Source organism: Xanthomonas sp. NCPPB 1132, assembly GCF_056629235.1.
Genome location: NZ_CM152819.1, coordinates 780,570 through 807,179 on the forward strand (window position 1 = coordinate 780,570; position 26,610 = coordinate 807,179).

The 26,610-nt window shown below is 68.2% G+C and carries 23 protein-coding genes; 8 read left to right on the plus strand and 15 right to left on the minus strand.

Annotated features, from left to right (window positions below):
* Position 1: 1 nt before the first annotated feature.
* The 5 genes from AC1G9L_RS03480 to AC1G9L_RS03500 form a co-directional block, all read right to left on the minus strand.
* Positions 2-1,309, minus strand: a complete 1,308-nt coding sequence (locus tag AC1G9L_RS03480; RefSeq protein ID WP_019799253.1) for an FAD-binding protein — start codon at positions 1,307-1,309, stop codon at positions 2-4.
* Positions 1,309-2,697 carry a UbiA family prenyltransferase gene (locus AC1G9L_RS03485; protein ID WP_019799254.1) on the minus strand — a complete coding sequence of 463 codons (1,389 nt, stop codon included), beginning with the start codon at positions 2,695-2,697 and terminating at the stop codon, positions 1,309-1,311. The genes AC1G9L_RS03480 and AC1G9L_RS03485 overlap by 1 nt, the downstream gene beginning before the upstream one ends.
* Before the next feature lie 106 nt (positions 2,698-2,803).
* Positions 2,804-3,790 (minus strand): lysylphosphatidylglycerol synthase transmembrane domain-containing protein, encoded by a 987-nt coding sequence (locus AC1G9L_RS03490; RefSeq protein WP_481070998.1) that lies wholly within the window; start codon positions 3,788-3,790, stop codon positions 2,804-2,806.
* Between the two features lie 22 nt (positions 3,791-3,812).
* Positions 3,813-4,754: an FAD-binding protein gene (locus AC1G9L_RS03495; protein ID WP_019799256.1), complete on the minus strand. Its 942-nt coding sequence runs from the start codon at positions 4,752-4,754 to the stop codon at positions 3,813-3,815.
* Positions 4,754-5,500 (minus strand): electron transfer flavoprotein subunit beta, encoded by a 747-nt coding sequence (locus AC1G9L_RS03500; protein ID WP_019799257.1) that lies wholly within the window; start codon positions 5,498-5,500, stop codon positions 4,754-4,756. Before AC1G9L_RS03500 ends, AC1G9L_RS03495 begins: the two co-directional genes overlap by 1 nt.
* Before the next feature lie 232 nt (positions 5,501-5,732).
* Here AC1G9L_RS03500 and rfbB point away from each other — a divergent pair, with 232 nt between their 5' ends.
* The 4 genes from rfbB to rfbD are packed head-to-tail and all read left to right on the plus strand — an operon-like array spanning position 5,733 to position 9,198.
* On the plus strand, positions 5,733-6,788 hold the full coding sequence (rfbB, locus tag AC1G9L_RS03505) for a dTDP-glucose 4,6-dehydratase (protein ID WP_481070285.1): 1,056 nt from the start codon (positions 5,733-5,735) through the stop codon (positions 6,786-6,788).
* A gap of 57 nt (positions 6,789-6,845) precedes the next feature.
* A complete protein-coding gene (gene rfbA, locus AC1G9L_RS03510; RefSeq protein WP_019799259.1) occupies positions 6,846-7,733 on the plus strand; it encodes a glucose-1-phosphate thymidylyltransferase RfbA in 888 nt (295 codons plus the stop codon).
* Complete coding sequence (rfbC, locus tag AC1G9L_RS03515) at positions 7,730-8,287, plus strand: dTDP-4-dehydrorhamnose 3,5-epimerase (protein WP_481070286.1); 558 nt, start codon at positions 7,730-7,732, stop codon at positions 8,285-8,287. Before rfbA ends, rfbC begins: the two co-directional genes overlap by 4 nt.
* Positions 8,284-9,198 carry a dTDP-4-dehydrorhamnose reductase gene (gene rfbD / locus AC1G9L_RS03520; RefSeq protein ID WP_019799261.1) on the plus strand — a complete coding sequence of 305 codons (915 nt, stop codon included), beginning with the start codon at positions 8,284-8,286 and terminating at the stop codon, positions 9,196-9,198. Before rfbC ends, rfbD begins: the two co-directional genes overlap by 4 nt.
* A gap of 83 nt (positions 9,199-9,281) precedes the next feature.
* Here the strand turns inward: rfbD and AC1G9L_RS03525 are convergent, their stop codons facing one another.
* On the minus strand, positions 9,282-10,685 hold the full coding sequence (locus AC1G9L_RS03525; RefSeq protein WP_019799262.1) for a mannose-1-phosphate guanylyltransferase/mannose-6-phosphate isomerase: 1,404 nt from the start codon (positions 10,683-10,685) through the stop codon (positions 9,282-9,284).
* A gap of 43 nt (positions 10,686-10,728) precedes the next feature.
* Entirely contained in the window at positions 10,729-12,075 is a 1,347-nt protein-coding gene (locus AC1G9L_RS03530) for a phosphomannomutase (RefSeq protein WP_019799263.1), read from the minus strand.
* Between the two features lie 133 nt (positions 12,076-12,208).
* Between AC1G9L_RS03530 and AC1G9L_RS03535 the strand changes: the two genes are divergently transcribed.
* Both AC1G9L_RS03535 and AC1G9L_RS03540 read left to right on the plus strand, forming a co-directional pair.
* Positions 12,209-12,946 (plus strand): CoA transferase subunit A, encoded by a 738-nt coding sequence (locus AC1G9L_RS03535; RefSeq protein ID WP_019799264.1) that lies wholly within the window; start codon positions 12,209-12,211, stop codon positions 12,944-12,946.
* A gap of 1 nt (position 12,947) precedes the next feature.
* Complete coding sequence (locus tag AC1G9L_RS03540; RefSeq protein WP_019799265.1) at positions 12,948-13,580, plus strand: 3-oxoacid CoA-transferase subunit B; 633 nt, start codon at positions 12,948-12,950, stop codon at positions 13,578-13,580.
* Between the two features lie 24 nt (positions 13,581-13,604).
* On the opposite strand, the gene AC1G9L_RS03545 is transcribed toward AC1G9L_RS03540, so the two are convergent.
* Positions 13,605-16,436 (minus strand): rhamnan synthesis F family protein, encoded by a 2,832-nt coding sequence (locus AC1G9L_RS03545; protein ID WP_019799266.1) that lies wholly within the window; start codon positions 16,434-16,436, stop codon positions 13,605-13,607.
* Positions 16,437-16,502: 66 nt separating this feature from the next.
* The gene (locus AC1G9L_RS03550) at positions 16,503-18,146 is read right to left on the minus strand and encodes a 4Fe-4S dicluster domain-containing protein (RefSeq protein ID WP_019799267.1); all 1,644 of its coding nucleotides are present in this window, start codon (positions 18,144-18,146) and stop codon (positions 16,503-16,505) included.
* A 113-nt stretch (positions 18,147-18,259) separates the two neighbouring features.
* Between AC1G9L_RS03550 and AC1G9L_RS03555 the strand changes: the two genes are divergently transcribed.
* Positions 18,260-18,880 carry an alpha-ketoglutarate-dependent dioxygenase AlkB gene (locus tag AC1G9L_RS03555; protein ID WP_019799268.1) on the plus strand — a complete coding sequence of 207 codons (621 nt, stop codon included), beginning with the start codon at positions 18,260-18,262 and terminating at the stop codon, positions 18,878-18,880.
* Between the two features lie 240 nt (positions 18,881-19,120).
* Here AC1G9L_RS03555 and AC1G9L_RS03560 read toward each other — a convergent pair whose 3' ends face one another.
* The 4 genes from AC1G9L_RS03560 to AC1G9L_RS03575 form a co-directional block, all read right to left on the minus strand.
* Positions 19,121-19,795: an ABC-type transport auxiliary lipoprotein family protein gene (locus tag AC1G9L_RS03560; RefSeq protein WP_019799491.1), complete on the minus strand. Its 675-nt coding sequence runs from the start codon at positions 19,793-19,795 to the stop codon at positions 19,121-19,123.
* On the minus strand, positions 19,792-20,718 hold the full coding sequence (locus AC1G9L_RS03565; protein WP_010340196.1) for an MlaD family protein: 927 nt from the start codon (positions 20,716-20,718) through the stop codon (positions 19,792-19,794). The genes AC1G9L_RS03560 and AC1G9L_RS03565 overlap by 4 nt, the downstream gene beginning before the upstream one ends.
* A 4-nt stretch (positions 20,719-20,722) precedes the next feature.
* Positions 20,723-21,544: an ATP-binding cassette domain-containing protein gene (locus AC1G9L_RS03570; protein ID WP_019799490.1), complete on the minus strand. Its 822-nt coding sequence runs from the start codon at positions 21,542-21,544 to the stop codon at positions 20,723-20,725.
* A gap of 81 nt (positions 21,545-21,625) precedes the next feature.
* Positions 21,626-22,738, minus strand: a complete 1,113-nt coding sequence (locus AC1G9L_RS03575; RefSeq protein ID WP_019799489.1) for an MlaE family lipid ABC transporter permease subunit — start codon at positions 22,736-22,738, stop codon at positions 21,626-21,628.
* Between the two features lie 100 nt (positions 22,739-22,838).
* Here AC1G9L_RS03575 and AC1G9L_RS03580 point away from each other — a divergent pair, with 100 nt between their 5' ends.
* Entirely contained in the window at positions 22,839-24,098 is a 1,260-nt protein-coding gene (locus AC1G9L_RS03580) for a threonine/serine exporter family protein (protein ID WP_010340193.1), read from the plus strand.
* Positions 24,099-24,161: 63 nt separating this feature from the next.
* Here AC1G9L_RS03580 and AC1G9L_RS03585 read toward each other — a convergent pair whose 3' ends face one another.
* Both AC1G9L_RS03585 and AC1G9L_RS03590 read right to left on the minus strand, forming a co-directional pair.
* Positions 24,162-24,623 carry an H-NS histone family protein gene (locus AC1G9L_RS03585; RefSeq protein WP_010340192.1) on the minus strand — a complete coding sequence of 154 codons (462 nt, stop codon included), beginning with the start codon at positions 24,621-24,623 and terminating at the stop codon, positions 24,162-24,164.
* Positions 24,624-24,872: 249 nt separating this feature from the next.
* Positions 24,873-26,567: a proline--tRNA ligase gene (locus tag AC1G9L_RS03590; RefSeq protein ID WP_019799488.1), complete on the minus strand. Its 1,695-nt coding sequence runs from the start codon at positions 26,565-26,567 to the stop codon at positions 24,873-24,875.
* Between the last annotated feature and the right edge of the window lie 43 nt (positions 26,568-26,610).

Genomic DNA, 26,610 nt, shown 5'->3' on the forward strand with positions numbered 1-26,610 from the left:
TCTACTCCGTGACCCGGCGCCAGAAGCCGGAAGAAAAGCGTGGATCGAGGTAATCGCTGAATTCCCGCCAGCGGCCGTAGGCGCGCTGGAACGACGCCGCGCTCATGCGCGCGTCCTTGGCAGGGTACAGAGCGCCGCCGGCCGCGTCGACGATGCGGTCGAGCCGCTCCAGCAGCCGGAACACTTCCGGGCCGCTATTTGGGAAATCCAGCGCCAGGGTGGTGCCCGGGCGGGGAAACGACAGCATGCCGAGCGAGCGTGCGGCGCCGAATTCCTTCAGCACCGCCAGGAACGAGCCGCTGCCGCTGCGGGCGATTTCCGCCAGCAACGCGTCGATGCCGTCGCGCGACGCGGCCGGCGGCAGCACGCACTGGTACTGCAGGAAACCGGCCGGGCCGTACATGCGGTTCCAGTTGCGGATGCCGTCCAGCGGATAGAAGAACGGCAGCAAGTGGCTGACGAAGCGCTTGCGTGGCGCAGGCTGGCGCCAGAAGTACAGCGCGTTGAACGGCCGCAGCGACAGCTGGTTGACCAGCGAGAACGGCGGCGTCAGCGGCATCGGCAGGCCTGCGCCCGGGGGCTTGGGCCGTTCTTCCGGCAGGCCCGGACAATGGTCGGCGCGGGTGAAGTGGCCCCGGCCGCGCGCGCGCCCGCTGGCCAGGCAGTCGATCCAGGCGACGCTGTATTCGTGGCTGTCGGCAGAGGCCGCCGATAAGGCGAAAAACTCGTCGAGCGAACCGAATCGGATGTTCTCCGTTTCCAGCGCGGCGCTCGCGACACGCCGCAACTGGATCTGCGCCCAAGTGATCAGGCCGGTCAAGCCAAGGCCGCCGACGGTGGCCGCGAACCAGCCTTCGGCATCGTCGTCGGGCGTGCACACACGGCGCGTACCGTCGCTGCGCAGCAACTCGAAGGCGCGCACATGGTGGCCGAAGCTGCCGGTACGGTGGTGATTCTTGCCGTGCACGTCGTTGGCGATCGCGCCGGCCACGGTCACGTAGCGCGTGCCCGGGGTGACCGGCAGGAACCAGCCCTGCGGCAACGCCAGGTCGATGATCTCGGCCAGGGTGACCCCGGCTTCGCAGCGCAGCAGGCCGGTCGCCGGGTCGAATGCGATGAACCGGTCCAGGCCGCGCGTGCACAGCAAGCTGCCGTCCGGGTCGAGGCAGCTGTCGCCATAGCTGCGGCCGTTGCCGCGTGGTAGCGCGTGGCCGGCGAAGGCCGGCAGGGCCGCCGCCCGGTCGGCGATCGGCAGCAGCGTCTGCGTCGCGTGCGGATAGCGTCCCCAGGACTGCCCGGCATCGGCCATCAGATGGCGCTCAGCGCGCAGAGTCCGCACAACACCACGACCACCTGGCTGACCCGGTCGGTGGCGGCGAACACGATGGGGTCGTCGTGCATGTCGCCGCGGTGCGCCACGATCCAGACCCGGCTGACCCAGTACAGCAGCACCGGGCAGATCAGCCAGAGTATTTGCGGGTGGCGATACAACGACATGCTCGCCGGGCTGTTGATGTACAGCGCCATCACCAGCACCGCGATGTAGCCGGCCGCCGCGCCCATCGACTGCAGCAGCACCAGGTCTTCCACCGAATAGGCGCGCCCGCTGGCCTTGGTCTTGCCGCTGCCCAGCATCGCGTGCAGTTCGGTGTAGCGCTTGAGCAGCGCCAGCGAGAGGAAGATGAACATCGAGAACGCCAACAGCCAGAACGACAGTTCCAGGTCGATGGCCACCGCGCCGCCGATGATGCGCACGGTGTACAGCGCCGCCAGCAGCACCACGTCGATCATCACGATGCGCTTGAGCCGCAGCGAGTACGCCAGCGTCATCACGTAGTAGGCCAGCAACACCAGGGTGAAGTGCAGGTTGCAGGCCAGCGACAGCGCCAGTCCGGCCACGGTCAGCGCGGGAGCGGCGAACAGGCCCTGCAGCAGCGGCAGCCGCCCGGCGGCGAACGGCCGCTTGCGCTTGCGCGGATGCTGGCGATCGGGTGTGAGGTCGAGCAGGTCGTTGAGCACGTAGACGCCGGAGGCGCACAGCCCAAACGCCACCATGGCGATCACCGACTGCAGCACCGATTCGCCCTCCAGGAAGCGGTGCGCGGTGAGCAGCGGCACGAACACCAGCAGGTTCTTCAGCCACTGGTGCAGGCGCAGCGCCTTGAGCCAGGCGCGGGCGCGCGGCGGCGCCGGCCAGTGCCCGTGCACGGTGGTGCGCTGCGCGGCGGCCGCGCGCAAGCCATTGCCGTTGTTGACCACCCAGGCGCCGCCGGCCTTGTCCCACACGTGCAGGTCCACGCGGCCATTGCCGGCATAGTCGAAATTGCCTTCGCCGAACCGCTGCACCAGCACGTCGGCCTTGTTGCGGCCGGACAGGTTGCGCTGGCCGTCGCTGGCGATGACCTCTTCGAACAGGCCCAGGTGCGCGGCGATCGGCGCGACCAGCAACTGGTCGGAGGCGGTGCACAGCACGCGCGGGCGTTGCGGCGTGGTGCGCAGCAGCTCCAGGATGTGCTCGTTGTAGGGCAGGGTCTCGGCCGGGAGGGTGACCCGAGCGGCCAGTTCTCGCTTCAGCGCGGCCTTGCCGCGCAGCAGCCACAGCGGCAGCAGGAACACGTACAGCGGGTTGCGCGCCAGCAGGGCCAGCAGGGACTCGTAGAGGATGTCCGAATTCAGCAGCGTGCCGTCCAGATCCACGCAGAGCGCGCGCCCTGAGACAGCCGGGCGGTCGGCGGGAGAACGGGGGGGGGAAGACATGCTGCGGCCTGAGGATCCATCGCGGGGCCGCATTATAACCAGCGGTTCAGGCGGCCTGGCGTCGTTGTAGGAATTCGGTGGCGCCCATCGCCAGGGCGCCCACGGCGACCGCGTACCAGAGCGTCACCAGCCGCGCGGCCACCGCGACCGCGATCGCATCGGCGGTGGCGACGCCCAGCCGGTCAAGCATCAGCACGATCGCCAGTTCGGTCGTGCCGACCCCACCCGGGACGAAGGACAGCGCGCCGATCAGCATCGCCAGCGGGTAGATGCCGAACGCGACCAGCGGGTCCAGGTCCAGGCCAAGGCCGCTGCACAGCCCGACGAAGACCGCCGAGGTCAGGCCCCAGGCGCCCAAGCCCGCGATCAGGCTGCGCAGCATCTGTGCCGTTCCGAGGCAGGCGCGCAGTTCCGTAGCGGCGAACACCGCAAAGTGCGCGGCGCTCCGCAGCCAGCGCCCGGGCAAGCGCCGGCCCACCCCGTCCAGCCAGGCCAGCCAGGCCAGCAGGGCCGGCCAGGCGGCGGCGCCGAACAGCAGGGCGACGAAGCCCAGCACCACCGCGGCGAGCGTGCCCAGGGTGGGGAAGACCGGTGCGGCCAGCAGCGACAGCGCCAGGATCACCAGTAGGTCGGAGGCGCGCTCGAACACGAACACCGCCAGCGTCCGTCCCGCCGGTACGCCCATGCGGGCGAAATAGCGGATACGCAGCAATTCCCCGGCCTTGCCGGGCGTGGCGGTCAAGGCGAAACCGGCCAGGTACGCGGCCCAGCCCAGCCAGAACGGCACGGCGTGGCCTTGCCGTTGCAGCAGCCAGCGCCAGCGCCAGAAGCGGAACAGGTAGCTGGCCGAGACCGGCAGCACCGCCACTGCCAGCAACGGCCAGATCGTGCCCAGCCGGGCGAACGTGCCGTTGCCGCGGTCGATCCACCACAGGGCGGCCAGGTAGCCGCCGCACAGCAGCACGACGAATAGCGCCAGATGATCCGCACGGTGGCGCGGCGCGGGCACGCCGTCGGCGCCGTGCGGCATCATCATCCCTTGGTCTCCGCGCGACTCAGCCCAGCGCCTTTTCCAGTTCCGGCAGCACCGTGAACAGGTCACCAACCAGGCCGATGTCGGCGATCTCGAAGATCGGCGACTCGGCGTCCTTGTTGATCGCGACGATGGTGCCGGCGTCCTTGATGCCGGTCAGGTGCTGGATGGCGCCGGAGATGCCGACCGCCACGTACAGCTCCGGCGCGATGATCTTGCCGGTCTGGCCGACCTGCAGTTCGTTGGGTACGTAGCCGGCGTCGACTGCCGCGCGCGAGGCGCCGACTGCGGCGCCCAGTTTGTCGGCGAGCTGGTAGACGATCTGGAAGTTCTCCGCCGAACCGATGCCGCGGCCGCCGGAGACCACGCGCTTGGCGCTCTGCAGGTCGGGACGGTCGGACTTGCCCGCGGCCAGGCCGACGAAGCGGGTGTGGTTGGGCAGCGTCGCGTCCACGCTGGCCGCTTCCACCGCCGCGTTGCCGCCTTGCGCTGCTTCCGGCCACGAGGCGCTGCGCACGGTGGCGACCACGATCTGGTCGGCCGGGGCCTGCACGCTGATGATGGCGTTGCCGGCGTAGATCGGGCGCTTGAACGCGTAGTCGCCGTCCACCGCCATCAGGTCGGAGATCTGGTTGACGCCGAGCAGGGCGGCCACCACCGGCATCAGGTCCTTGCCGAAGGTGGTGGACGGGCCGAACACGTGGCTGTAGCCCGGCGCCAGTTGCGCGATCTGCGGCCCCAGCACCTGCGCGATGGCGTGTTCGTTGGCCGGATCGGCGACGGTGAGCACGCGGCCGACGCCGGCGATCTGCGCAGCCTGCGCGGCGACGGCGGCCGGATCGGCGGCCAGCACCACGATGTCGATGGTTTCCGGCGACAGCGCCTGCGCGGCGCTGACGGTCTTGGCGGTGGCCGCGTTGAGCTGGCCGTTCAGGTGTTCGGCGACGACGAGGATCTTGGCCATTACAGCAACCCCTTCTGCTTGAGTGCGGCCACCAGCTCGGTGGCATCCTTGACCATCACGCCGCGGCTGCGCTTGGGCGGCGGCGCGTAATGGGTGGTGGTCAGGCTGTCGTTGGACTCCACGCCCAGGTCGGCGAAGGCCAGGGTCTGCAACGGCTTGCTCTTGGCCTTCATGATGTCCGGCAGCTTGATGAAGCGCGGCTCGTTCAGGCGCAGGTCGGTGGTGACCACCGCTGGCAGGTCCACTTCCAGCGTTTCCAGGCCGGCGTCGACCTCGCGGGTCACCGTGGCCTTGCCGTCGGCGACCACCAGCTTGCCGGCGAAGGTGGCTTGCGGGCGACCCCACAGCGTGGCCAGCATCTGTCCGGTCTGGTTGGCGTCGTCGTCGATCGCCTGCTTGCCCAGGATGACCAGGTCCGGCTGTTCCTGCTCGACCAGCTTGAGCAGCGCGCGGGCCGCGGTCAGCGGCTGGATCGCGGTATCGGTGACCACGTGGATGGCGCGGTTGGCACCCATCGCCAGGCCGTTGCGCAGGTGCGCGGCGGCGTCGGCCGGAGCCAGGGTGACCACCACGACTTCGCTGGCGATGCCGGCGTCGCGCAGGCGCAGCGCCTCTTCCAGGGCGATTTCGTCGAACGGATTGGGGGAAAGCTTGACGCCCTCGGTCACGACGCCGGAGCCGTCCGGCTTGACCTGGATGCGGACGTTGTAGTCCACCACGCGCTTGTAGGCGACGAGGATTTTCATCTTGTACGAGATCCTTCAGCAGTGCGGGAAGGCCCGGCCGCGACGGCTGGCGCGGGGCAGTCGGTGGATTCTAACCGGCGGCGATGGACCATGCGAGGGCGTATGGTGGCTGCCGGACTCCGCTGCTCTGCATGAACCGGGGCAGGCAGGGGCGACCCTCTCTGGCAAAGCGTATATCCTGTGCGGTTTGAACAGCGGAGCGCCCTGCGGCGCCCGATCAGGAGACGTCATAGTGGCTACTTGGCTTGTAACCGGCGGTGCCGGGTTCATTGGTGGCAATTTCGTGCTGGAAGCGGTGTCGCGCGGCATTCGCGTGATCAATCTGGATGCCCTGACCTACGCCGGCAATCTGAACACGTTGGCGACGCTGGAGGGCAACCCCGACCACGTCTTCGTGCAAGGCGATATCGGCGACCGCGCGCTGGTGGCGCAGTTGCTGCGCGAGCACCAGCCCGACGCGGTGCTGAACTTCGCCGCCGAGAGCCATGTGGACCGCTCGATCGACGGCCCCGGCGCCTTCATCCAGACCAACGTGGTCGGCACCCTGGGCCTGCTGGAAGCGGTGCGCGACCACTGGAAGGCGCTGCCGGAAGGACCGCGCGCCGCATTCCGCTTCCTGCATGTTTCCACCGACGAGGTGTATGGCACGCTCGGCGAGACCGGCAAGTTCAGCGAGACCACGCCGTACGCGCCCAATTCGCCGTACTCGGCCTCAAAGGCCGCCTCCGACCATCTGGTACGCGCGTTCCACCACACCTACGGCCTGCCGGTACTGACCACCAATTGCTCCAACAACTACGGCCCTTACCACTTCCCGGAGAAACTCATTCCGCTGGTGATCGCCAAGGCGCTGGCCGGCGAACCGCTGCCGGTCTACGGCGACGGCAAGCAGGTGCGCGACTGGCTGTTCGTCGGCGACCACTGCGAGGCGATCCGCACCGTGTTGGCCAAGGGCAAGGTCGGCGAGACCTACAATGTCGGCGGCAACTCCGAGAAGCAGAACATCGAAGTGGTGCAGGCGATCTGCGCGCTGCTCGATGCGCGCCGTCCGCGCGCCGATGGCCAGCCGCGCGCCAGCCAGATCACTCATGTCGCCGACCGTCCGGGCCACGACCGGCGCTATGCGATCGATGCGTCCAAGCTGAAGAACGAACTGGGCTGGGAGCCGAAGTACAGCTTCGAGCAGGGCATCGCCATCACCGTGGACTGGTATCTGGCCAACCAGGCCTGGGTACAGGGCGTGCTCGACGGCAGCTATCGGCTGGAGCGCATCGGCACGGCGGCATAACGCGAGTCCCTCGCAAGAGCCCGCACATCGGTGTGCGGACTTTCTAGGAAGCACCTCATGACCCAACGCAAAGGCATCATCCTGGCCGGCGGCTCCGGCACCCGGCTGTATCCGATCACCAAGGGCGTCAGCAAGCAGCTGCTGCCGGTGTACGACAAGCCGATGATCTACTATCCGCTCAGCGTGCTGATGCTGGCCGGCATCCGCGAGGTGCTGATCATCAACACCCCGCACGAACAGGCTTTGTTCCGTGCGCTGCTGGGCGACGGCTCGCAGTGGGGCATGCACCTGGAATACGCAGTGCAGCCGAGCCCGGATGGACTGGCGCAGGCCTACTTGATCGGTCGCGATTTCATCGACGGCAAGCCGAGCTGTCTGGTATTGGGCGACAACATCTTCCACGGCCATGGCCTGACCGAGACACTGCGCCGCGCCGATGCGCGGCAGCAAGGCGCCACCGTATTCGGCTATTGGGTCAACGACCCTGAGCGCTATGGCGTGGCCGAGTTCGACCAGTCCGGCAAGGTCATCGACATCGAGGAGAAGCCGGCCAAGCCGCGCTCCAACTATGCGGTCACCGGCCTGTACTTCTACGACGGCCAGGCCAGCGAGCACGCAGCCGCGTTGAAGCCCTCGCCGCGCGGGGAACTGGAAATCACCGATCTCAATCGCCGTTATCTGGATGCGGGCGAACTGCACCTTGAACCTCTGGGCCGCGGCTATGCCTGGCTGGACACGGGTACGCACCAGTCGCTGCACGAGGCATCCAACTTCATCGAGACCATCCAGTCGCGGCAGGGCTTGCAGGTATGTTGTCCGGAAGAGATCGCGTTCGGCCAAGGTTGGATCGATGCTGCACAGCTGGAAAAACTCGCCGCGCCGCTGTTGAAGAATGACTACGGCAAATACCTGCATGAACTGGCTGTACGAGGAGTCGTTCCGTGAAAGTGATTGAAACCAATCTGCCCGGCTGCGTAGTGATCGAGCCGGCGGTGTTCGGCGACGAACGCGGCTATTTCTTCGAGACCTGGAATGCCGAGCGTTTCGGCCAGCATGGGCTGCCGACCAAGTTCGTGCAGAGCAATGTCTCGACCTCGGCCAAGGGCGTGCTGCGCGGTCTGCATTACCAGTGGCCGCGTCCGCAGGGCAAGCTGGTCAGTGTGCTGGAAGGCGAGGTCTACGACGTCGCCGTGGACATCCGCCGTGGCTCGCCGCACTTCGGTCGCTGGGCGGCAGTAGTGTTGAGCGCGGAGAACAAGAAACAGTTCTGGATTCCGGAGGGCTTCGCGCATGGATTCGCAGTGCTGTCCGAGCGTGCGGTGTTCAGCTATCTGTGCACCGACGTGTACGTGAAGGAAGCCGACGCCGGCGTGCGCTGGGACGACGCCGCGATCGGCGTGGACTGGCCGATCAGCCAGCCGGTGCTGTCGGCCAAGGATGCGGCGGCCCCGTTCCTGGCCGATATCGCGGCCGAACGTCTGCCGGTGTACGCGCCGTGACCACCTTGGTGTTCGGCGCCAACGGCCAGGTCGGCCAGGAACTGCTGCGTGCGCTGGGCACGCGCGGTCCGTTGCTGGCGACCACGCGCAGCGGCAGTCTGCCCGACGGCAGCGCCTGCGAGACCGCCGACTTCGACCAGCCGCAGACGCTGGGCGCCTTGCTGGATCGATTGCAGCCGACGGCGGTGGTCAATGCAGCGGCCTATACCGCGGTGGATCGCGCCGAGCAGGAGCGGGACGCCGCGTTGCGCGCCAATGCCGAGGCGCCGGCCGCGATCGCTGGCTGGTGTGCGGCGCATGGCGTGCCGATGGTGCATTACTCCACCGACTACGTGTTCGATGGCCAGGGCAGCCGTCCGTATCCAGAGGACGCGCCGACCGCGCCGCTGGGCGTCTATGGCGCGACCAAACTCGCCGGCGAAGCGGCGATCCGCGCCTCCGGCGCGCAGCACCTGATCTTCCGTACCGCGTGGGTCTATGCCGCCCATGGCAGCAACTTCCTGCGCACCATGCTGCGCGTCGGCGCCGAGCGCGACGAGCTGCGTGTGGTCGCCGACCAGGTTGGCACGCCGACGCCGGCAGCGTTGATCGCCGACGTCACCGCGCAAATCCTGCAACGGCGCGATGTCGCGCAATCGGGCACCTGGCACCTGACCGCTGCCGGCGAGACCACCTGGCATGGCTTCGCCGAGGCGATCTTCGAAGAAGCGCTCGTGGCGGGCCTGCTGGCGCGCGCGCCGCGCGTGCTGCCGATCGCCACGGCCGAATATCCGACGCCGGCCAAGCGCCCGGCGTATTCGCGCTTGGACGTGTCGCGCCTGCAGCGCGATTTCGCGCTGGAACTGCCACAGTGGCGCGATGGTCTGCGCCAGGTCATCGGCGAACTCGCCGCGGCAGCGCCGGCCGCCTGACCGCCGCACACGTTAAACGACGCAGCCGAAAAACAAAGAGCCGGGCACTGCCCGGCTCTTTGCGTTTGCGGCGTGCGCCGAACTCAGGTGCGACCGTAGGTGTCCTCGAAGCGCACGATGTCGTCTTCGCCCAGGTAGCTGCCCGACTGCACTTCGATCAGCTCCAGCGGCAATTTGCCCGGGTTCTTCAGGCGATGCGTCACGCCGAGCGGGATGTAGGTGCTCTGGTTCTCGGTGAGCAGCAGCACCTCGTCGCCACGGGTGACCTCGGCGGTGCCGCTGACCACGATCCAGTGCTCGGCGCGGTGGTGATGCATCTGCAGGCTCAGCGTGGCGCCGGGCTTGACCGTGATGCGCTTGACCTGGAACCGCTGGCCGTTGTCGATCGAATCGTAGGCGCCCCACGGGCGGTACACCTTGCGGTGCCAGGTGGCTTCGGAACGCCCATCGGCCTTGATCCTGCCGACGATGTCCTTCACTTCCTGGATGCGTTCGCGATGGCCGACCAGTACCGCGTCGTCGGTCTCCACCACCACCACGTCCTGCAGGCCGACCATCGCGATCAGGCGCGAGCCGTAGGCGTAGGTGTTGCGGCAATCGATCTCGATCACGTCGCCGTGGTGGGCGTTGCCGTTGGCGTCCTGCGGCGACACGTCCAGCAGCGCCGACCAGGAGCCGACGTCGCTCCACTTCGCGTCCAGCGGCACCACCACCGCGTCGGCGGTCTTTTCCATCACCGCGTAGTCGATGGAGTCGGAAGGACTGGCGGCAAACGCCTCCTTGTCCAGGCGGGTGAAGTCGGCATCGCGCTTGGCCGATTGCCAGGCCTTGGTGCAGGCATCGGCGATGGCGGGCTGGAACTTGCGCAGTTCCTCCAGGTAGCGCGAGGCGCGGAACAGGAACATGCCGCTGTTCCAGTAGTACTCGCCAGAGGCCAGGTAGCTTTTCGCGGTCGCCAGGTCGGGCTTTTCGACGAAGCGCTCGACCGCGTGCGCGCCGTCGCCGGCAGCGGCCTTGATGTAGCCGTAGCCGGTTTCCGGTGCGGTCGGCTTGATGCCGAACGTCACCAGCTTGCCTTGTTCGGCCGCGACGGCGGCCACGCGCACCGCGGCCTGAAAGGCGGCTTCGTCGCCAATTACGTGGTCGGAGGGCAGGACCAGCAACAGCGGGTCGGCGCCATCGCGCGAGGCCTCCAGCGCCGCCACGGCGATCGCCGGTGCGGTGTTGCGGCCCTTGGGTTCGAGCAGGATCGCATGCGGCTTCACGCCGATCTGCTGCAACTGCTCGGCCGCGACGAAGCGGTGCTCCTCGTTGGCGACCACGATCGGCGCGTGCGCGGCCACGGGTGCCGCGCGCTGCCAGGTGGCCTGCAGCATGCTCTGCTCGCCGACCAGCGGCAGGAACTGTTTCGGATACGACTCGCGCGACAGCGGCCACAGCCGCGTGCCGGAACCGCCGGACAGGATGATGGGAAGGACGTCGCTCATGGGCGGGGGAACTCCATAGTGCGTCTAGGGGAGGGTGGTGGGATCAGCCGCGCAGCAGCTCGGAGATCTCCTGGGTGCGCTGCTCCAGCAGCGCCGCATCGCCGCGGGTTTCCACGTTCAGGCGCAGCAGCGGTTCGGTGTTGGAACTGCGCAGGTTGAAACGCCAGTCGGCGAATTCGGCGCTGACACCGTCGGTGTAGTCCAGCGTCGGCGCGTGCGAGGCGAAGTGTTCCATCACCCGCGCCACCGCGGCCTTGGCGTCGGCGACCTTGAAGTTGATCTCGCCGCTGCACGGGAACTTGCGCATGCGCGCCTCGACCAGGTCGGCGAGCGAGCGGCCGGACTGCGACACCAGCTCGGCGATCAGCAGCCACGGGATCATGCCGGAGTCGGCGTAGGCGAATTCGCGGAAATAGTGGTGCGCGCTCATCTCGCCGCCGTACACCGCGTTTTCGCTGCGCATCTTCTCCTTGATGAAGGCATGTCCGCTCTTGCACAGCACCGGAATGCCGCCGGCTTCCTCGACCTGCTCGATGGTGTTCCAGGTCAGGCGCGGGTCGTGCACGACCTTGCCGCCCGGCTGCTTGGCCAGGATCGCCTGCGCCAGCAGGCCGACCAGGTAATAGCCTTCGATGAAGCGGCCGTTTTCGTCGAAGAAGAAGCAGCGGTCGAAATCGCCGTCCCAGGCGATGCCGAAGTCGGCGCCGTGTTCCTTGACCGCCTGGGCGGTGGCCGCGCGGTTCTCCGGCAGCAGCGGATTCGGGATGCCGTTGGGGAAGTGGCCGTCCGGTTCGTGGAACACGCGCACGAACTCGAACGGCAGGTGCGGCGCCAGCAGGTCGACGATGGCGCCGGCGCCGCCGTTGCCGGCGTTGACCACCAGCTTCAGCGGCTTGAGCGAGCCGATGTCGATGTAGCTCAGCAGGTGCGCGATATAGGCGGACTTGTCCGGGCGGTGGTGCTCGGCCGCGGTCGGGGCGGCGGCGGGCGCGGTATCGGCGGCCACGGTGTCGCGAATCGCGAACAGGCCGGTATCGGAGCTGATCGGGCGCGCCTGCTCGCGCACCAGCTTCATGCCGTTGTAGTCCATCGGGTTGTGGCTGGCGGTGACCATCACCCCGCCGGCGGCCTTGAGGTGGTCGGTCTGGAAATAGACCTCCTCGGTGCCGCACAGGCCGATGTCGATCACCTCGCGGCCGCTGGCGCGCAGGCCGGCCGACAGCGCGTCCTGCAGCCCCTGGCTGGCCAGGCGGACGTCGTGGCCCACGACGACCGGCCCGCTGTCCAATTGCCCCGCCAATGCCACGCCGATGCGGCGGGCCAGATCCTCGTTCAATTCGTCGGGAACGCGACCGCGGATGTCGTAGGCCTTGAATGCGGGAAGCGACATAGGGGAGGGACCTTGCATGGGGGAACATGGAGTGTAACGTTCCGGCCCTTAATCGGTCATTGCGGCAGTGCGCAGCAGGCCGCGCGCGGCGACCGGCTAAACTACTTGTCTACTTCCGATGCGGAGCTGGCGAATGGGCGACACCTCTACCCGGGCGACCGGACGGCGCGGCAAGCTTTTCCCCGACGCGGCCACGGCGCTGGCCGACGTGGTGGGCGATGGCCAGACCCTGGCGGTCGGCGGATTCGGCCTGTGCGGCATCCCCGAGGCCTTGATCGCCGCCCTGCGCGACAGTGCGGTGACCGGCCTGACCGTGATCTCCAACAATGCCGGCGTTGATGGGTTCGGCCTCGGCCAGCTGCTGGCGACCCGGCAGATCCGCAAGATGATCTCGTCCTACGTCGGCGAGAACAAGGAATTCGAGCGCCAGTACCTGGCCGGCGAGCTGGAGCTGGAGTTCAATCCGCAGGGCACCCTGGCCGAGCGCCTGCGCGCCGGCGGCGCCGGCATTCCCGCGTTCTTCACCGCCACCGGCTACGGCACCGTCGTCGCCGAGGGCAAGGAGACGCGCGAGTTCGACGGCAAGCACTACGTGCTGGAGACCGCGCTGCAGGCCGACGTGGCCCTGGTCAAGGCGTGGAAGGCCGATGCGGCCGGCAACCTGGTGTTCCGCAAGACCGCGCGCAACTTCAACCCGGCCTGCGCGATGGCCGGCAAGGTCTGCATCGCCGAGGTCGAGCAGATCGTCGACACCGGCAGCATCGATCCGGACCAGGTGCATCTGCCTGGCATCTACGTCGACCGCATCGTGCACAACCCGCATCCCGAGAAACGCATCGAACAGCGCACCCTGCGCCAGAAGGACGCCTGACATGGCCTGGACCCGCGACGAAATGGCGCAGCGCGCCGCCCGCGAACTCACCGACGGCGCCTACGTGAACCTGGGCATCGGCCTGCCGACCCTGGTCGCCAACCACATCCCCGAGGGCGTGGACGTGTGGCTGCAGTCGGAGAACGGCCTGCTCGGCATCGGCCCGTTCCCGAGCGAGGACGAGGTCGACGCCGACCTGATCAACGCCGGCAAGCAGACCGTCACCGCCCGCGCCGGCGCCAGCTATTTCGGCAGCCACGACTCCTTCGCGATGATCCGCGGCGGCCATATCGACCTGGCGATCCTCGGCGCGATGCAGGTCAGCGCGCGCGGCGACCTGGCCAACTGGATGGTGCCCGGCAAGATGGTCAAGGGCATGGGCGGGGCGATGGACCTGGTCGCCGGGGTCAAGCGCGTGGTGGTGCTGATGGAGCACGTGGCCAAGGACGGCAGCCACAAGATCCTGCACGAGTGCGACCTGCCGCTGACCGGCGTGGGTGTGGTCGACCGCATCATCACCGACCTGGCGGTGTTCGACGTGGGCGCGGATGGCCTGGTACTGGTCGAGGCGGCCGATGGCGTGGAAGACGCGGAACTGATTGCCAAGACCGGAGTTCCTTTCCGCAGAACCTGATGCTGCCGCGAGCGCGGACGCCGCTCAGCTGGACACGGCGACCCGGCCGCGCCCAGTGAACGCATCGCTGACCGCCAGGCCTCGCGCCCAGTCGCCGGCCTGCCAGCGGCCTTCGCCCAGGCAGCGCAATGGCGCCTGGATCAATGCGGGATCGAACACGAATTGCCAGGTCTCGCTGCCGCCGACGGCGCAAAGGTCAGCCATGAAATCGAGCGCACCTTGCTGGACTGCGGCGACCGCGGCGGAGTGCGTGGGATCCAGTTCGTCGTCGGCGAAGATGGGTTCGACCTCGCCATCGTCGTGCAACGCGAAATGCGAGAACTGGCCATCCGGTGCGGTCAGGAAGGTTTCCAGCATCAAGTCGTTTTGCAGGATCGCCGACGTTTCCGCATCCGTGCAGCGGCCATCGAAGTAGCGGGCTTCGGCCCAGCCATTCGCTTGGACCTGCACGATGCCGTCGTTCACCGCGAAATAGCCGCCTCCCAGCGTGGTTCCGGTCAATCTGCCCAGTTGTGCCTGGATGGTCCCCGCGTAGCCCAGGTCCGCAACCATGGCCGGTGCGTCTTCGACCGTGGCGCGCCAGTAGCGCAGATAGGCTTCGCGTTCGACGGCGGCGACGTCGAGCAGCGCGGGCATCGCAGGCGCCAGTTTTTGCAGCAAAGCTGTGCGCATCTCTGGCAGCATCACCATGCCGCGCATGTCTGCAGCGCCAAGTTGAGCTGCGATCGCCCGTGTCGCCGCGGTGCCGAGCCGTGCCTGCAGCAGATCCTTCAGGCTGCCGGTGTAGGTGCTGCCCAGCAGTGTCTCCAGGTCGTGGGCCTCACGCAGCATCGGCACGCCGGTGCCGCGGCGCGAAGCCAGCAGATAGCGGCCGTCCAGCGCAGCAAGCGGCGGACATGCCGCCTGCAGCTGCGCAAACGCCTTTTGCAGCAGATAGCCTTCTCGGCTCAGGAACAGGATCTGGCCGATGCCACGCGACAGCGCCACACGCGACAGCCACAGCAGGTAATCGGCGAGCAATGGACCGAACACCAGATAGCCGAGCGAGGTCGGCGACGCCAGCCGCAGACGGTGGCCGAACTGCTCCGGCCGGGTATCGGCCAAATCCGCCAAGTGGCGACTGAGCAAGCCGAGCCACAACTGATCCTGCCAGGGGCTATGTGCACCTGCGGCGGGCCGCAACGGGCGCAACGCCGGGACCACGTCGAGCAAGGCCGATGGCCGCAGCACATGCACCGGCGTGAGATAGCCGTGCATCTGTGGACGTTGGATATCCGCCTGTTCGTTGTCGCCGACGTGCAGCCAGTGCCTCGCCGCCACGTCTTCGCGCGCCGGCAGCTGTTCCCAGGCCTGGTCGTCATCTTTGCGCCAGCCGGTTTCGCAAGACACGTACCAGGCTTTCGGCAGTTCGCGGACCGCCGATGGCAGCACCTTTTGTAGGTCGGCACTGTCCAGGTACATGTCCGACACGGCGACCAGGCGCCGGCCGTTGGCAGCTAGCGCGGCGGCAGCGGCGACCAGCGCCCGGCGCGGCCGCAACAGGCGTGCTTCGGTATCCAGCTCCAGGGCCTGCAGCGCGTGCAGGGGAAGGTCTTTCGCTTCCGCTAGGTGCGCCATCGCGGCATAGATCGCGTCCAGGTCGACATCGCGCCCGGCTGCTGCGCGCGCGCGCGCTTCGGCACGCTCGCGCAGCATGGCGAATTCGGCGACACCCAGCGTTTTGGCCGCCAGATGAGCGAGATAGGCACGCATACCGGCCGGGGTCAGGAAGGGGCGTGTCACCAGGGTGTCGAATACGTCCAGCGATATCACGTTCGCACCGATCGCCGAGAGCGCCACACGTGTGGCCAACGGCATCCGGAAGGCCTGCATCCAGTTGCGGTCTCCTTCCGTGCTCAGTGCCAGCGTTCCGTCCGCTGGCAGAATGCCTGCCAGCAGCCCGTGCTGGCGCGCCACTGCCACGAACATCCGCTCCAAGGCATGTTGCAGCGTCCCATCGATCTGGCTGCGCTCTTCCGGGAAATCGTGCAGGTTCAGTCCCAGCGCATAGATCGGCCGCAATGCCTCCACGCGTGCCCAGAACATCGAGCCGGCCGGGAAATCGATGTAGGCCGTCGCATCGATGCCGACGCCCAGACGCTGGCCCAGTTCGCGACAGGCCTGCAGATTGCTCAGCCACGTATGCGCCCACAGCGGCACGCCGCCGAAGCTCTCCGGATACACGATGCCAAGCCGCGGTTCGGCCGCGAACATGCCCAGAATCCAGCCGATACGCTGCGGCGAGCCGAACAGGGCATCGGTCAGGTAGCGACGCCAGTCGCTGCGTTCGCTGCCGGTGTACAGCGATTTCTTGGTATGCCAGTGCGCCACCACGTCCAGCGCCAGGACCTCCTCGCGGAACGTCACGAGCAACGGCGCCAGGTCGCGGCCTCGGTTGGCGACCGTGCGCACGTGCAGTGACTGCAGGTGGGGCAACGACGACAGGCGCTGTTGGGCAGCAGCCTGCGCGGCATCGTCCATGACCGACACCAGCAGCACGTACGGCACCGGCATGGCGGTCAGCGCCTCGGCCAATTCACCCAGCAGGTCGGGATAAAAAACGTGGGCCATCACGCCCACGCGCAGGTGCACGCGCTCGATCGGCGTCGGTGCGGGGAACACGGCATCCGACGGCGGCGGTAGCGAGGTTTGCGCGTGCGTGGCATTGCGCAAGCGCCGCACGAAACCGGCGAGGCCCAGCGCCCGCAGCACTTTCCAGCTGCGCTGCGCAACGGCAAGCAGGCCGCGCCAGCCGCCGCCGTGGCGCTCGAAAGCCGCACGCGCGGCACGTTCGGCCCTGCGCCAGGTGGCCCTCATCGCGACGTCACGTAGCGAAGAACGCGGCTGCGGCGCAGCGGGAGCATCGTGTCGGCAGCGTGCGGCTCACAGGTTCTGGTAGTTCGGCCCGGAGCCGCCTTCGGGGGTGACCCAGTTGATGATTTCGTAGGGGTCCTTGATGTCGCAGGTCTTGCAGTGCACGCAGTTGGCGGCGTTGATCTGCAGGCGCTTGCCGGCCGCGTCGTCGACGATCTCGTACACCGCGGCGGGGCAGAAGCGGGTGCAAGGGTTGCCGTATTCCTCGGTGCAGCGGGTCACGCAGATCTGCGGGTCCAGCACCTGCAGGTGCACGGGCTGGTCCTCGTCGTGTTCGGTGGCGGCGAAATACACGGCCTGCAGGCGGTCGCGCGGCGCCAGGTCGCGCTGCACGTAGTCGCGCTTGGGCTGCTCGTGTTCGCCCAGCCGGTCCAGCGACGACCAGTCGGCGGTCACCTTCAGCGTCCACGGCGAGGCGCCCTTGACCAGGGTCTCCCAGGCCCCGTTGAGCAGGCCGAACCACATGCCCTTCTTGAAGCCGGGCTTGATGTTGCGCACCTGGCGCAGCTCGGCCATGACCTCCGAGCCGCGCAGTTTGGCATCGAATCCGGCCGGGTTCAGCGCCGCGCCGGCGGCCAGGTGCTCGGCGGCGAGCATGCCGCTGCGCAGCGCCTGGTGGGTGCCCTTGATCTTGGGCACGTTGAGCAGGCCGGCGGTGTCGCCGATCAGCAGCGCGCCGGGCATCTCCACCTTCGGCAACGACTGCCAGCCGCCGCTGGCGATGGCGCGGGCGCCGGCCGACAGGATGGTGCCGCCTTCCAACAGCGACTTCATCATCGGGTGGTTCTTCCATTGCTGGAAGGCTTCCCACGGCCGGTACTCGGGATCGTGGTAATCCAGGCCGCTGACGTAGCCCAGTGCCACCTGGTTGTTCTCCAGGTGGTACAGGAAGCTGCCGGCATAGGTGGCGTTGTCGGCCGGCCAGCCCAGGGTGTGCACGATCTTGCCGGGCACCACGCGGCCTTCCGGCAACTGCCACAGTTCCTTGATGCCGATCGAATAGGCCTGCGGGTCGCTGTCGGCGTCCAGCGCGAAGCGCTTGACCAGGCGCTTGGTCAGGTGCCCGCGCGCGCCTTCGGCCAGCACCGTGACCTTGGCGCGGATATCGATGCCGGGGGTGTAGCCGGGCTTGTGCGAACCGTCCTTGGCCACGCCCATGTCGCCGATGCGCACGCCGAGCACGGTGCCGTCGTCGGCATGCAGGGTTTCGGCGGCGGCGAAGCCCGGATAGATTTCCACGCCCAGCGCCTCGGCCTGCGGCGCCAGCCACGCGCACAGCGCGCCGAGGCTGACGATGAAGTTGCCGTGGTTGCGCATGCCCGGCGGCACGATCGGGAACTTGCGCCCGCCATCCTTGCTCAGGTGCCAGAACTCGTCTTCGCCGGCGGGCACGCAGATCGGCGGCGGGGCGTCGCGCCAGCCGGGCAGCAGCGCGTCGAGCGGCGCCGGCTCGATCACCGCGCCGGACAGGATCTGCGCACCGACCGTGCTGGCCTTTTCGATCACGCAGACCGAAATGTCCGGGTTGAGCTGCTTGAGCCGGATCGCGAACGCCAGCCCGGCCGGACCTGCGCCGACGGTGACCACGTCGTATTCCATGACGTCGCGTTCCACTGGCTCCGGCGCGCTGGCGCCGCCCTCCACTTCCGTCATCTGGTCCGCTCCCGTTGGCTCGATCTGGCTGTGGGCATTTTCAGGCTTTGTGCGTGACGGGGCAAATTCCGCACGCTGGCGTATGGTGGCCTCCGGCATGCTAGCGTGGCGCGATGGAACTGGACCTGCCCGGCGCCGATCTGCGCTGGTATCCCGAGTGGCTGGACCCGGCCGCGGCCGCGGCGCTGTGCGCGCAGTTGCTGCAGGAAGTGCCATGGGAGGTGCACCGCATCCGCCTGTTCGGCAAGCTGGTCGATTCGCCGCGGCTGAGTTGCTGGATCGGCGACGCCGACGCCAGCTACCGCTATTCCGGCACCCGCTTCGCGCCGCATCCGTGGCCAGAGGCGCTGCTGCCGCTGCGTGCGCGGCTGGCGGCCGAGACTGGGGTGGAATTCAACAGCGTGCTCGCCAACCGCTACCGCGACGGCCGCGACGCCATGGGCTGGCACAGCGACGACGAGCGCGAACTCGGCCCGGCGCCGGTGATCGCCTCGTTGAGCCTGGGCGCCACGCGTCGCTTCGTGCTGCGCCATCGTCAGCAGCCGGCACTTCGCCAGGCGCTGGAGCTGACCTCCGGCGGCTTGCTGCTGATGGCGGGCGACACCCAGCGCCTGTACCGACATGCCCTGCCGCGCACTGCCAAGCCGGTCGGCGAACGGATCAATCTGACGTTCCGCCGCATTGCGCTTGATCCCTTCTCCCTCCGGGAGAAGGTGCCCCGAAGGGGCGGATGAGGGTCGGGTTGCTAGGGCGGTGTCTGGGGGAGATGCTCCCCCGAGCCGCCGCACCCTCACCCCCGACCCCTCTCCCGGTGGGAGAGGGGAGCGAAGCCTTGATCCCTTCTCCCTTCGGGAGAAGGTGCCCCGAAGGGGCGGATGAGGGTACGAGTTGCCAGGGAGGCGTCTGGAGGAGATGGCTCCCTGGCGGTCGCACCCTCACCCCCGACCCCTCTCCCGGTGGGAGAGGGGGAGCCATCAGCGCCGTGGCGGCTTCGTGCTCGCCGGCGGCGGCACGCTGGGCGCCAGTGCGGTCGACGCGTCGGCCTGGCCCTGCTGCAGGGTCCAGCCGACCACGTCGTGGCCGAGTTGCGACATGGCCTGGCCGAAGGCGTCGACCACCTGCGATTCGGCGGTGCCGGCGGCGGGCTGGGTCACCAGGAAGGTGCGCGAGGCGACCACGCGCTGGTCGGCGCTGTACAGCAGCTTGGCATTGAGTTCGATGGTGGCCGACGGCACCGTGCGCCCTGCGTAATCCGCTTCGAAGCGGCGCAGGTCCAGCAGCAGCTTGTAGTCGGCGCGGATCCCGGTGCCGAGCCGGGCCACGCCCGGAATCCGCCCGGAGTCCTCGAACGCGCGCAGCAGCATGTCCTCGAGCATGTCTGTGGCCGGCTGTGCCCAGCTGACGCCGCCGTACACCTGCAGTTCGTCCGGCGTCGGCCGTACGGCGATGCGCGAACTGTCGACCACGCGCGCAGCGCTGGGCTTGGTCAGCGCCAGTTGCCAGCTCACCTGCGGCCAGGCCGGGTCGGCGGTCACCCGCACGTCCGGCGCGTAGATCGTCACTGGCTCCTTGCTGCCGCCGGGCAGCGAACAGCCGGCCAGCAGCAGGGCCGGCACCGCGAGCAGGAGGAAGGCGCGCATCGGCTTCATTTGGGTTTGAACTCCTTCGGGGCGTCGCGGCCGAGCAGGTAGCGCGCGGGGTTGTTGTCCAGGCGGTCGCTGACCCGGCGCAGGTCGCGGATCAGACCGCGCAGTTCGGTCAGGGTCGGGCCGAGCTGGCCGAGGCCGTCGTTGGCGAAGCTGTTGATCGCCGAGCGGTTCTCGCCAAGGATCTTGTCGGCATTGCCGGCGGCCGAATCCAGCTTGCTCAGCGTGTCCTCCAGCTTGTCCAGGATCGGCGGCAACTGCTGCACCAGGTTCTGGTCCAGGCGCTGGATGGTGCCGTTGGTGGTCTTGAGCGTGGTGTCCAGGTTGCGCGCCGCATCGCGCGCGCTGACGATCAGCGACTGCATGCCCTGGTCGCGGTCGGCCAGGCCGCCGCTGATGGTTTCCAGGTTGTGCAGGGTGGCGGTGATGCTGGCGACGTTGCGGTCGCTGAGCACCTCGTCCAGGCGCTCGACGATGCGGTTGGCGGTGTCGGTGATGTTCTGCAGCGCCGAGGGCGTGGTCTGGATGATCGGCGCGTCGCTGTTGTCGATCGAGGTCAGCGCCGGCGCTTCCGGGGTGCCGCCGGAGAGCTGGATGATCGACGGGCCAGTCAGGCTGGTGATGCCCAGCTTGGCGCGGGTGTCGCTCTTGATCGGCGTGGTCGAGTTGACCCGGATCCGCGCCACCACCTGGCGCGGATCGTTCGGCGCCAGGGTCAGCTCGGTGATCGAGCCCACCGCGATGCCGTTGTACTGCACCGGGCTGCCGACCGACAGGCCGGTCACCGCCTCGCGGAACACCACGCGGTACTCCTGCCAGGTGCGGTCGGAGGAATACTTGGCGGCCCAGAGTCCGAACAGCAGCAGCGCGATCCCCACCACGATGGTGAAGGCGCCGATCAGCACGTAATTGGCTTTGGTTTCCATGGGCTCAGGGGGTCTCGGTCCAGGCGGTCTTGGCATCGCGCGCGGCGCGGGCGCGCGGGCCGTGGAAATACTCTTGGATCCACGGATGGTCCACTTGCTCGATCTCTGCCAGCGGCGCGTTGGCGATGACCTTGCGGTCGGCCAGCACCGCCACGCGGTCGCAGATAGCGTACAAGGTGTCCAGATCGTGGGTGATGAGGAACACGGTCAGGCCCAGCGCTTCCTGCAGGGTGCGGATCAGCCGGTCGAAGGCGGCCGCGCCGATCGGGTCCAGGCCGGCGGTGGGTTCGTCCAGAAACAACAGGGGTGGATCCAGCGCCAGCGCGCGCGCCAGCCCGGCGCGCTTGCGCATGCCGCCGGACAGCTGCGAGGGCAGCTTGTTCAATGCATCGGCAGGCAGGCCGGCCAGCTTCACCTTCAGCAGCGCCAGCTCGTAATGCCAGCTGTCGGGCAGTTCGCCGAAATGCTCCTTCAGCGGCACCTGCACGTTCTCGCCGACGGTCAGCGAGGAAAACAGTGCGCCGTCCTGGAACAGCACGCCGGTATTGCGCTCCACATGCAGGCGATCGGCGCGGCGGCCGGAGTCGGTATCCACGCCGAGCACCTGGATCTTGCCGCCATCGGGGTCGCGCAGGCCGAGGATGGTGCGCATCAGCACCGACTTGCCGGTCCCCGAGCCGCCGACCACGCCGAGGATCTCGCCACGGCGCACGTCCAGGTCCAGGTCCTCGTGCACGGTCTGGCTGCCGAAGCGATTGACCAGGCCGCGGACGGAGATGGCCAGTTCCTGGTCGGGAATCGGGAGTGGGGAATCGGGAATGGTCAAGGCATGCACTCCTGGCCGACGTCGCTGACGCAGCCGGCGTTCCCCATTCCCGATTCTCGATTCCCGATTCCCGGCTTCAACTCACCACCCCATGTTCATGAACCACAGCGCGGCGATCGCGTCGATGATGATCACCAGCGAGATCGTCTGCACCACGCTGGAGGTGGTGCGCTCGCCGACGGACTGGGCGGTGCCTTCCACGCGCAGTCCCTCCAGGCAGCCGATCAGGCCGATCACGATGGCGAAGATCGGCGCCTTGGACAGGCCCACCAGCATGTGCCGGATCTGGATGGTGTCGTGCATGCGCGCCAGGTACATCTGCGGCGGGATGCCCAGGTCGAAGGCGCCGACGGTGACGCCGCCGGCCAGGCCGGCGATCATCGCCACGAAGGTCAGCAGCGGCAGCATCAGCAGCAGCGCCACCAGCCGCGGGATCACCAGCAGGTCCATCGGGTCCAGGCCCAGGGTCTGGATCGCATCGACCTCCTCGCGCGCCTTCATCGCGCCGATCTGCGCGGTGAAGGCGCTGGCGGTGCGTCCGGCCAGCACGATCGCGGTCAGCAGCACCGCGAACTCGCGCAGGAAGGCGATGCTGACCAGCTCCACCACGTAGATCTCGGCACCGAAATCGCGCAGGATCGTGGAGCCGAGGAAGGCGATCACCGCGCCCACCAGATACGACAGCAGCGCCACCAGCGGCACCGCGTCCAGGCCGACCTGCTCCATGTGGTGCACGGTGGCGGTCAGGCGGAACCGGCGCGGCGCATGCAGCAGCCGCAGCAGCTTGACCAGGGTCTCGCCGAGGAAACCGATTAGGGCGACGATTTCCTTGCCGTTGCGGTGCACCGCGTAGCCCAGGCGTTCCAGCGCCGCGGCGAAGCCGTAGTCGCGCTTGCGCTTGGGGCGGTCGTCGGCCACGTCCTCGATGGTCGAGACCAGCGCGCGGTGATCCTGGCGGAAATCCAGCGCCTCGTGGGCGATGCCGTTGCGCGTGGCGTAGCGCATCAGCTGCAGCACCCCGGCCGAATCCAGCTGGCCGATGCCGCTGGCGTCGATGCCGGTGGTGCCGGCCGGCATGCCGCGCAGCACTTCCGACGAGGCCAGGGCGGTGGCCAGGGTCCAACTGCCGGTCAGCCGCACCCGCGAGGGGTCTCGGTCGTCCTGGCTGAGTTTGGGCGGTTGCGGTTCGATCATGGGGGCGTCCGGTGCGCGAGCATACCTGTTTCGCCCGTGTTGCAGATGTGGTGACCGCGGCGGGGTGGCCGGGCGCGGCGTTCGCGCCATACTAGCCGACATGCCCGCCGCTCCCACCGTCAGTCCTTCCGCCAACGCGACCTACGCGCAGCGCATCGCCTTCGTCTCCGATATCGCCGGGCGACTGCACACCTACGGCACCACCGCGCAGCGGCTGGAGGCGGCGGTGGTGGCGCTGTCGCAGCAACTGGACCTGGACTGCGAGCCCTGGTCCAACCCGACCGGGCTGATCCTCAGTTTCAGCGACCCGACCAAGGCGATCGGGTCCAGCGACATCACCCGCGTGGTGCGGCTGGCGCCCGGCGACAACGACCTGCACAAGCTCAGCGTCGCCGACCGCATCGCCGACGACGTGGCCAGCGGGCGCATGAGCGTGGCCCAGGGCCACACCGCGCTGCGCCAGCTGGACCAGCCGCCGGGACGGCGCTGGATGGCGATGCAGGTGCTCGGCTTCGGCCTGGCCGCGGCCGGCGTGGCCGGGCTGTGGCGCCTGCCGTGGCTGGACATCGCCACCGCCAGCGCCATCGGCCTGCTGATCGGCGTGCTCACCCAGCTCACCGACAAGCGCCCGGCGACCAAGGAGGCCAACGATGCGCTGGCGGCGCTGCTGGCCGGTTTCGTCGCGACCCTGGTGGCCAGTTTCGTGGCGCCGCTGAATCTCAATACGGTGATCATCGCCTCGCTGGTGGTGTTGCTGCCGGGTATGGCGCTGACCAATGCGGTCAACGAACTGACCAGCCAGCACTGGGTCTCGGGCACGGCGCGCTTCGCCGGCGCGGTGACCACCATCCTCAAGCTGACCGTCGGCGCGGTGATCGCGGTGACGCTGGCGCAACTGCTCGGCCTGGAGCCGATGGTGCAGGCGTCGCGTCCGCAGCACGGCTGGGTGGAGTGGGCGTCGCTGCTGGTGGCCGCCTACGCGTTCGCGCTGCTGTTCAAGGCCAGCGGCCGCGATTACCCATTCGTGATGGCCGCCTCGGTGGCTGGTTATGCGATCGCGCGCTTCGCCGGCGACGCCTGGGGCAGCCCGGTCGGCATCTTCCTGTCGGCGATGGTGCTGACCGCGGCCGGTAATCTGTTCGGGCGCATCGTGCAGCGGCCGGGCGCGCTGGTCCGGCTGCCGGGCATCATCATGCTGGTGCCCGGCAGCGCCAGCCTGCGCGGGCTGCTGACGATGGTCCAGCAGCAGGACGTGATCGGCGGGCAATCGGCGCTATTGACGGTGACCAATATCGTGATGGCGCTGGTCGCCGGCCTGTTGTTCGGCAATCTGTTGGTACCGGCGCGCAAGAATCTTTGAATGCTGAAAAGAAAAACGCCGGCATGTTGTGCCGGCGTTTTTCGTTACGGTCGTCGCGGCGCATCAGGCCTTCGGTGCGGCGCTCTTGCTGGCCTTCTTGGCGACGCGCTTGGTGGCCTTCTTGGCGGTTTTCTTGGCCGGGGCGGCGGATTTGGCAGCGCCGCCGGCGATCAGGAAATCCTCGACCTTCTTGCCCTTGGCGACCAGGTCGGCCAGCCAGCGCGGCTGCTTGCCGCGGCCGGTCCAGGTTTCGGCGGCATTGGCGGGATTGCGGTATTTCGGCGGAACCTTGCCCAGTTTGCGGCCCGGCTTCGGACCCGGCTTGCCGGCCTTGCGGCCGCGCGCGGCGGGAGCGCCGCCGAAGACTTCCTCGATGCTGTAGCCGTGGCTCTTGGCCAGGCGTGCCAGCTGGGTGCGGACCTTGGCGATGGGGGTGCGCTTGGCGACGATGGACTGCTGCTTCTTGGCGGTCTTGATGAGGGCGCCCAACTGCTTGGCCGACAGGCCACTGAGATCGATGGTCATCTTTACTCCGGAAAATGGGTGGTGGCTTCCGCCATTCCCTGGCCAGCGCAGGATCATAATGATGCTTTATCGGATTGACAAATATCCGGCTTATTCGCTGCGAGTATTTCCAGTCGCAATGCCGCTGGAATATGTCCTTATGGATCCATGTCCGGCGTATTCAATTGCGAACGTGCCGCTCCGGTTTCGCCCATATGGCGTGACGGCGGCGTAAAGAAAAAGGGCCGGGATATCCTCCCGGCCCTTTCGTCACGCCTGCAGGCGTGCCAGCAAGGCGCTTCGATCCAGATGCTCGGCATCGCCGCCGCTGCGCGCGCGATATTCGAAGGTGCCGGCGGCCAATCCCCGCTCCGAGACCACCACCCGGTGCGGAACGCCGATCAGTTCGATATCGGCGAACATCGCGCCGGGGCGCAGGCCGCGGTCGTCCAGCACCGCATCCAGCCCGGCCTGCTGCAGCTCCGCCAGCAGCGCCTCGCCGGCGGCGTCCACCGCCGCATCGCGCTTGGGATTGATCACGCACACCGCCACCGTCCACGGCGCCATCGGCTGCGGCCAGCGGATGCCGGCATCGTCGTGGTTCTGCTCGATCGCCGCGGCGACGATGCGGGAAATGCCGATGCCGTAGCAGCCCATCGCCAGCGTCACCGTCTTGCCGTTCTCGTCCACCACGGTGGCGTCCAGCGCCTGCGCATACTGGCGGCCGAGCTGGAATACATGGCCGACCTCGATGCCGCGGGCCAGGCGGATCTCGCCGCCGTCGTGGGCGCGCTCGCCCTCGACCACGTTGCGCAGGTCGGCGACGGCGTCCGGTTCCGGCAGGTCGCGGCCCCAGTTGACCCCGGCCAGGTGGAAGCCGCGTTCGTTGGCACCGACCACGAAGTCGGCCAGCGCCGCCACGTCGCGGTCGGCGACCACGCGGATCGGCTGGCGCGGACCCAGCGGACCCAGGAAGCCCGGCTCGCTGCCCAGATGCGCAAGGATCTCGGCCTCGTTGGCCATGCGATAGCCGGCCAGGCCGGCGACCTTGCCCAGCTTGATCTCGTTGACCGTGTGGTCGCCGCGCACCAGCGCCAGCACGAAGGTCTCGCCGGCCATCACCGCCACCGACTTGACCGTGCGCTGCAGCGGGATGCCGAGCAGCTCGGCCACCGCCTCGCAGGTCTTCTGGGTGGGCGTGGCGACCTTGCGCAGTTCCTCGCTCGCTGCGGCGCGCGGGGCCGGGGCCGCGGCGATCGCGGCCTCGACGTTGGCCGCGTAGTCCGAACCGGTGGAGAACGCCAGCGAATCCTCGCCGGAGGCGGCCAGCACGTGGAACTCCTGCGAGGCGTCGCCGCCGATGTCGCCGGAATCGGCCTGCACCGCACGGAACTCCAGGCCCAGGCGGGTGAAGATGCGGGTGTAGGCCGCCTTCATGTTCTCGTATTCGCGCGCCAGGTCCTCGTCGCTGATGTGGAACGAGTAGGCGTCCTTCATCAGGAATTCGCGCGCGCGCATCACCCCGAAGCGCGGACGGATCTCGTCGCGGAACTTGGTCTGGATCTGGTAGAAGTTGACCGGCAACTGCTTGTAGCTGCTCAGCTCCTGCCGCGCGAAATCGGCGGCGGCCTCTTCGGCGGTCGGGCTGTAGCAGTAGTCCTGTTCCTTGCGGTCCTGCATGCGCAGCATCAGCCCGCCGAACTTGCTCCAGCGCCCGGTGGCGTCCCACAGTTCGCGCGGCTGGATGGTCGGGAACAGCACTTCCACCGCGCCGGCGCGGTTCATTTCCTCGCGCACCACCGCTTCCACCTTGCGCAGCACGCGCAGGCCCAGCGGCGACCAGGTGTACAGGCCGGAGGCGAGCTTGCGGATCATGCCCGCGCGCAGCATCAGCTGGTGGCTGACCAATTCGGCGTCGGCCGGGGTTTCCTTGGTGGTGTGCAGGTGGAACTGGGAAAGGCGCATCGAGGGGCTTCGCAGACGGCGGGTCGCCCATTTTGCCAGTCAT

What these genes read in the sequence shown, in the direction of transcription:
- rfbA (WP_019799259.1), top strand. Translation starts at nt 6,846, where the DNA reads ATGACCCAACGCAAAGGCATCATCCTGGCCGGCGGCTCCGGCACCCGG.
- AC1G9L_RS03555 (WP_019799268.1), top strand. Translation starts at nt 18,260, where the DNA reads ATGGAACTGGACCTGCCCGGCGCCGATCTGCGCTGGTATCCCGAGTGG.
- AC1G9L_RS03560 (WP_019799491.1), bottom strand. Translation starts at nt 19,795, where the DNA reads ATGAAGCCGATGCGCGCCTTCCTCCTGCTCGCGGTGCCGGCCCTGCTG.
- AC1G9L_RS03490 (WP_481070998.1), bottom strand. Translation starts at nt 3,790, where the DNA reads ATGATGCCGCACGGCGCCGACGGCGTGCCCGCGCCGCGCCACCGTGCG.
- AC1G9L_RS03585 (WP_010340192.1), bottom strand. Translation starts at nt 24,623, where the DNA reads ATGACCATCGATCTCAGTGGCCTGTCGGCCAAGCAGTTGGGCGCCCTC.
- AC1G9L_RS03545 (WP_019799266.1), bottom strand. Translation starts at nt 16,436, where the DNA reads ATGAGGGCCACCTGGCGCAGGGCCGAACGTGCCGCGCGTGCGGCTTTC.
- AC1G9L_RS03530 (WP_019799263.1), bottom strand. Translation starts at nt 12,075, where the DNA reads ATGTCGCTTCCCGCATTCAAGGCCTACGACATCCGCGGTCGCGTTCCC.
- AC1G9L_RS03480 (WP_019799253.1), bottom strand. Translation starts at nt 1,309, where the DNA reads ATGGCCGATGCCGGGCAGTCCTGGGGACGCTATCCGCACGCGACGCAG.
- AC1G9L_RS03550 (WP_019799267.1), bottom strand. Translation starts at nt 18,146, where the DNA reads ATGACGGAAGTGGAGGGCGGCGCCAGCGCGCCGGAGCCAGTGGAACGC.
- AC1G9L_RS03575 (WP_019799489.1), bottom strand. Translation starts at nt 22,738, where the DNA reads ATGATCGAACCGCAACCGCCCAAACTCAGCCAGGACGACCGAGACCCC.
- AC1G9L_RS03565 (WP_010340196.1), bottom strand. Translation starts at nt 20,718, where the DNA reads ATGGAAACCAAAGCCAATTACGTGCTGATCGGCGCCTTCACCATCGTG.
- AC1G9L_RS03590 (WP_019799488.1), bottom strand. Translation starts at nt 26,567, where the DNA reads ATGCGCCTTTCCCAGTTCCACCTGCACACCACCAAGGAAACCCCGGCC.
- AC1G9L_RS03580 (WP_010340193.1), top strand. Translation starts at nt 22,839, where the DNA reads ATGCCCGCCGCTCCCACCGTCAGTCCTTCCGCCAACGCGACCTACGCG.
- AC1G9L_RS03535 (WP_019799264.1), top strand. Translation starts at nt 12,209, where the DNA reads ATGGGCGACACCTCTACCCGGGCGACCGGACGGCGCGGCAAGCTTTTC.
- AC1G9L_RS03495 (WP_019799256.1), bottom strand. Translation starts at nt 4,754, where the DNA reads ATGGCCAAGATCCTCGTCGTCGCCGAACACCTGAACGGCCAGCTCAAC.
- AC1G9L_RS03540 (WP_019799265.1), top strand. Translation starts at nt 12,948, where the DNA reads ATGGCCTGGACCCGCGACGAAATGGCGCAGCGCGCCGCCCGCGAACTC.
- AC1G9L_RS03525 (WP_019799262.1), bottom strand. Translation starts at nt 10,685, where the DNA reads ATGAGCGACGTCCTTCCCATCATCCTGTCCGGCGGTTCCGGCACGCGG.
- AC1G9L_RS03500 (WP_019799257.1), bottom strand. Translation starts at nt 5,500, where the DNA reads ATGAAAATCCTCGTCGCCTACAAGCGCGTGGTGGACTACAACGTCCGC.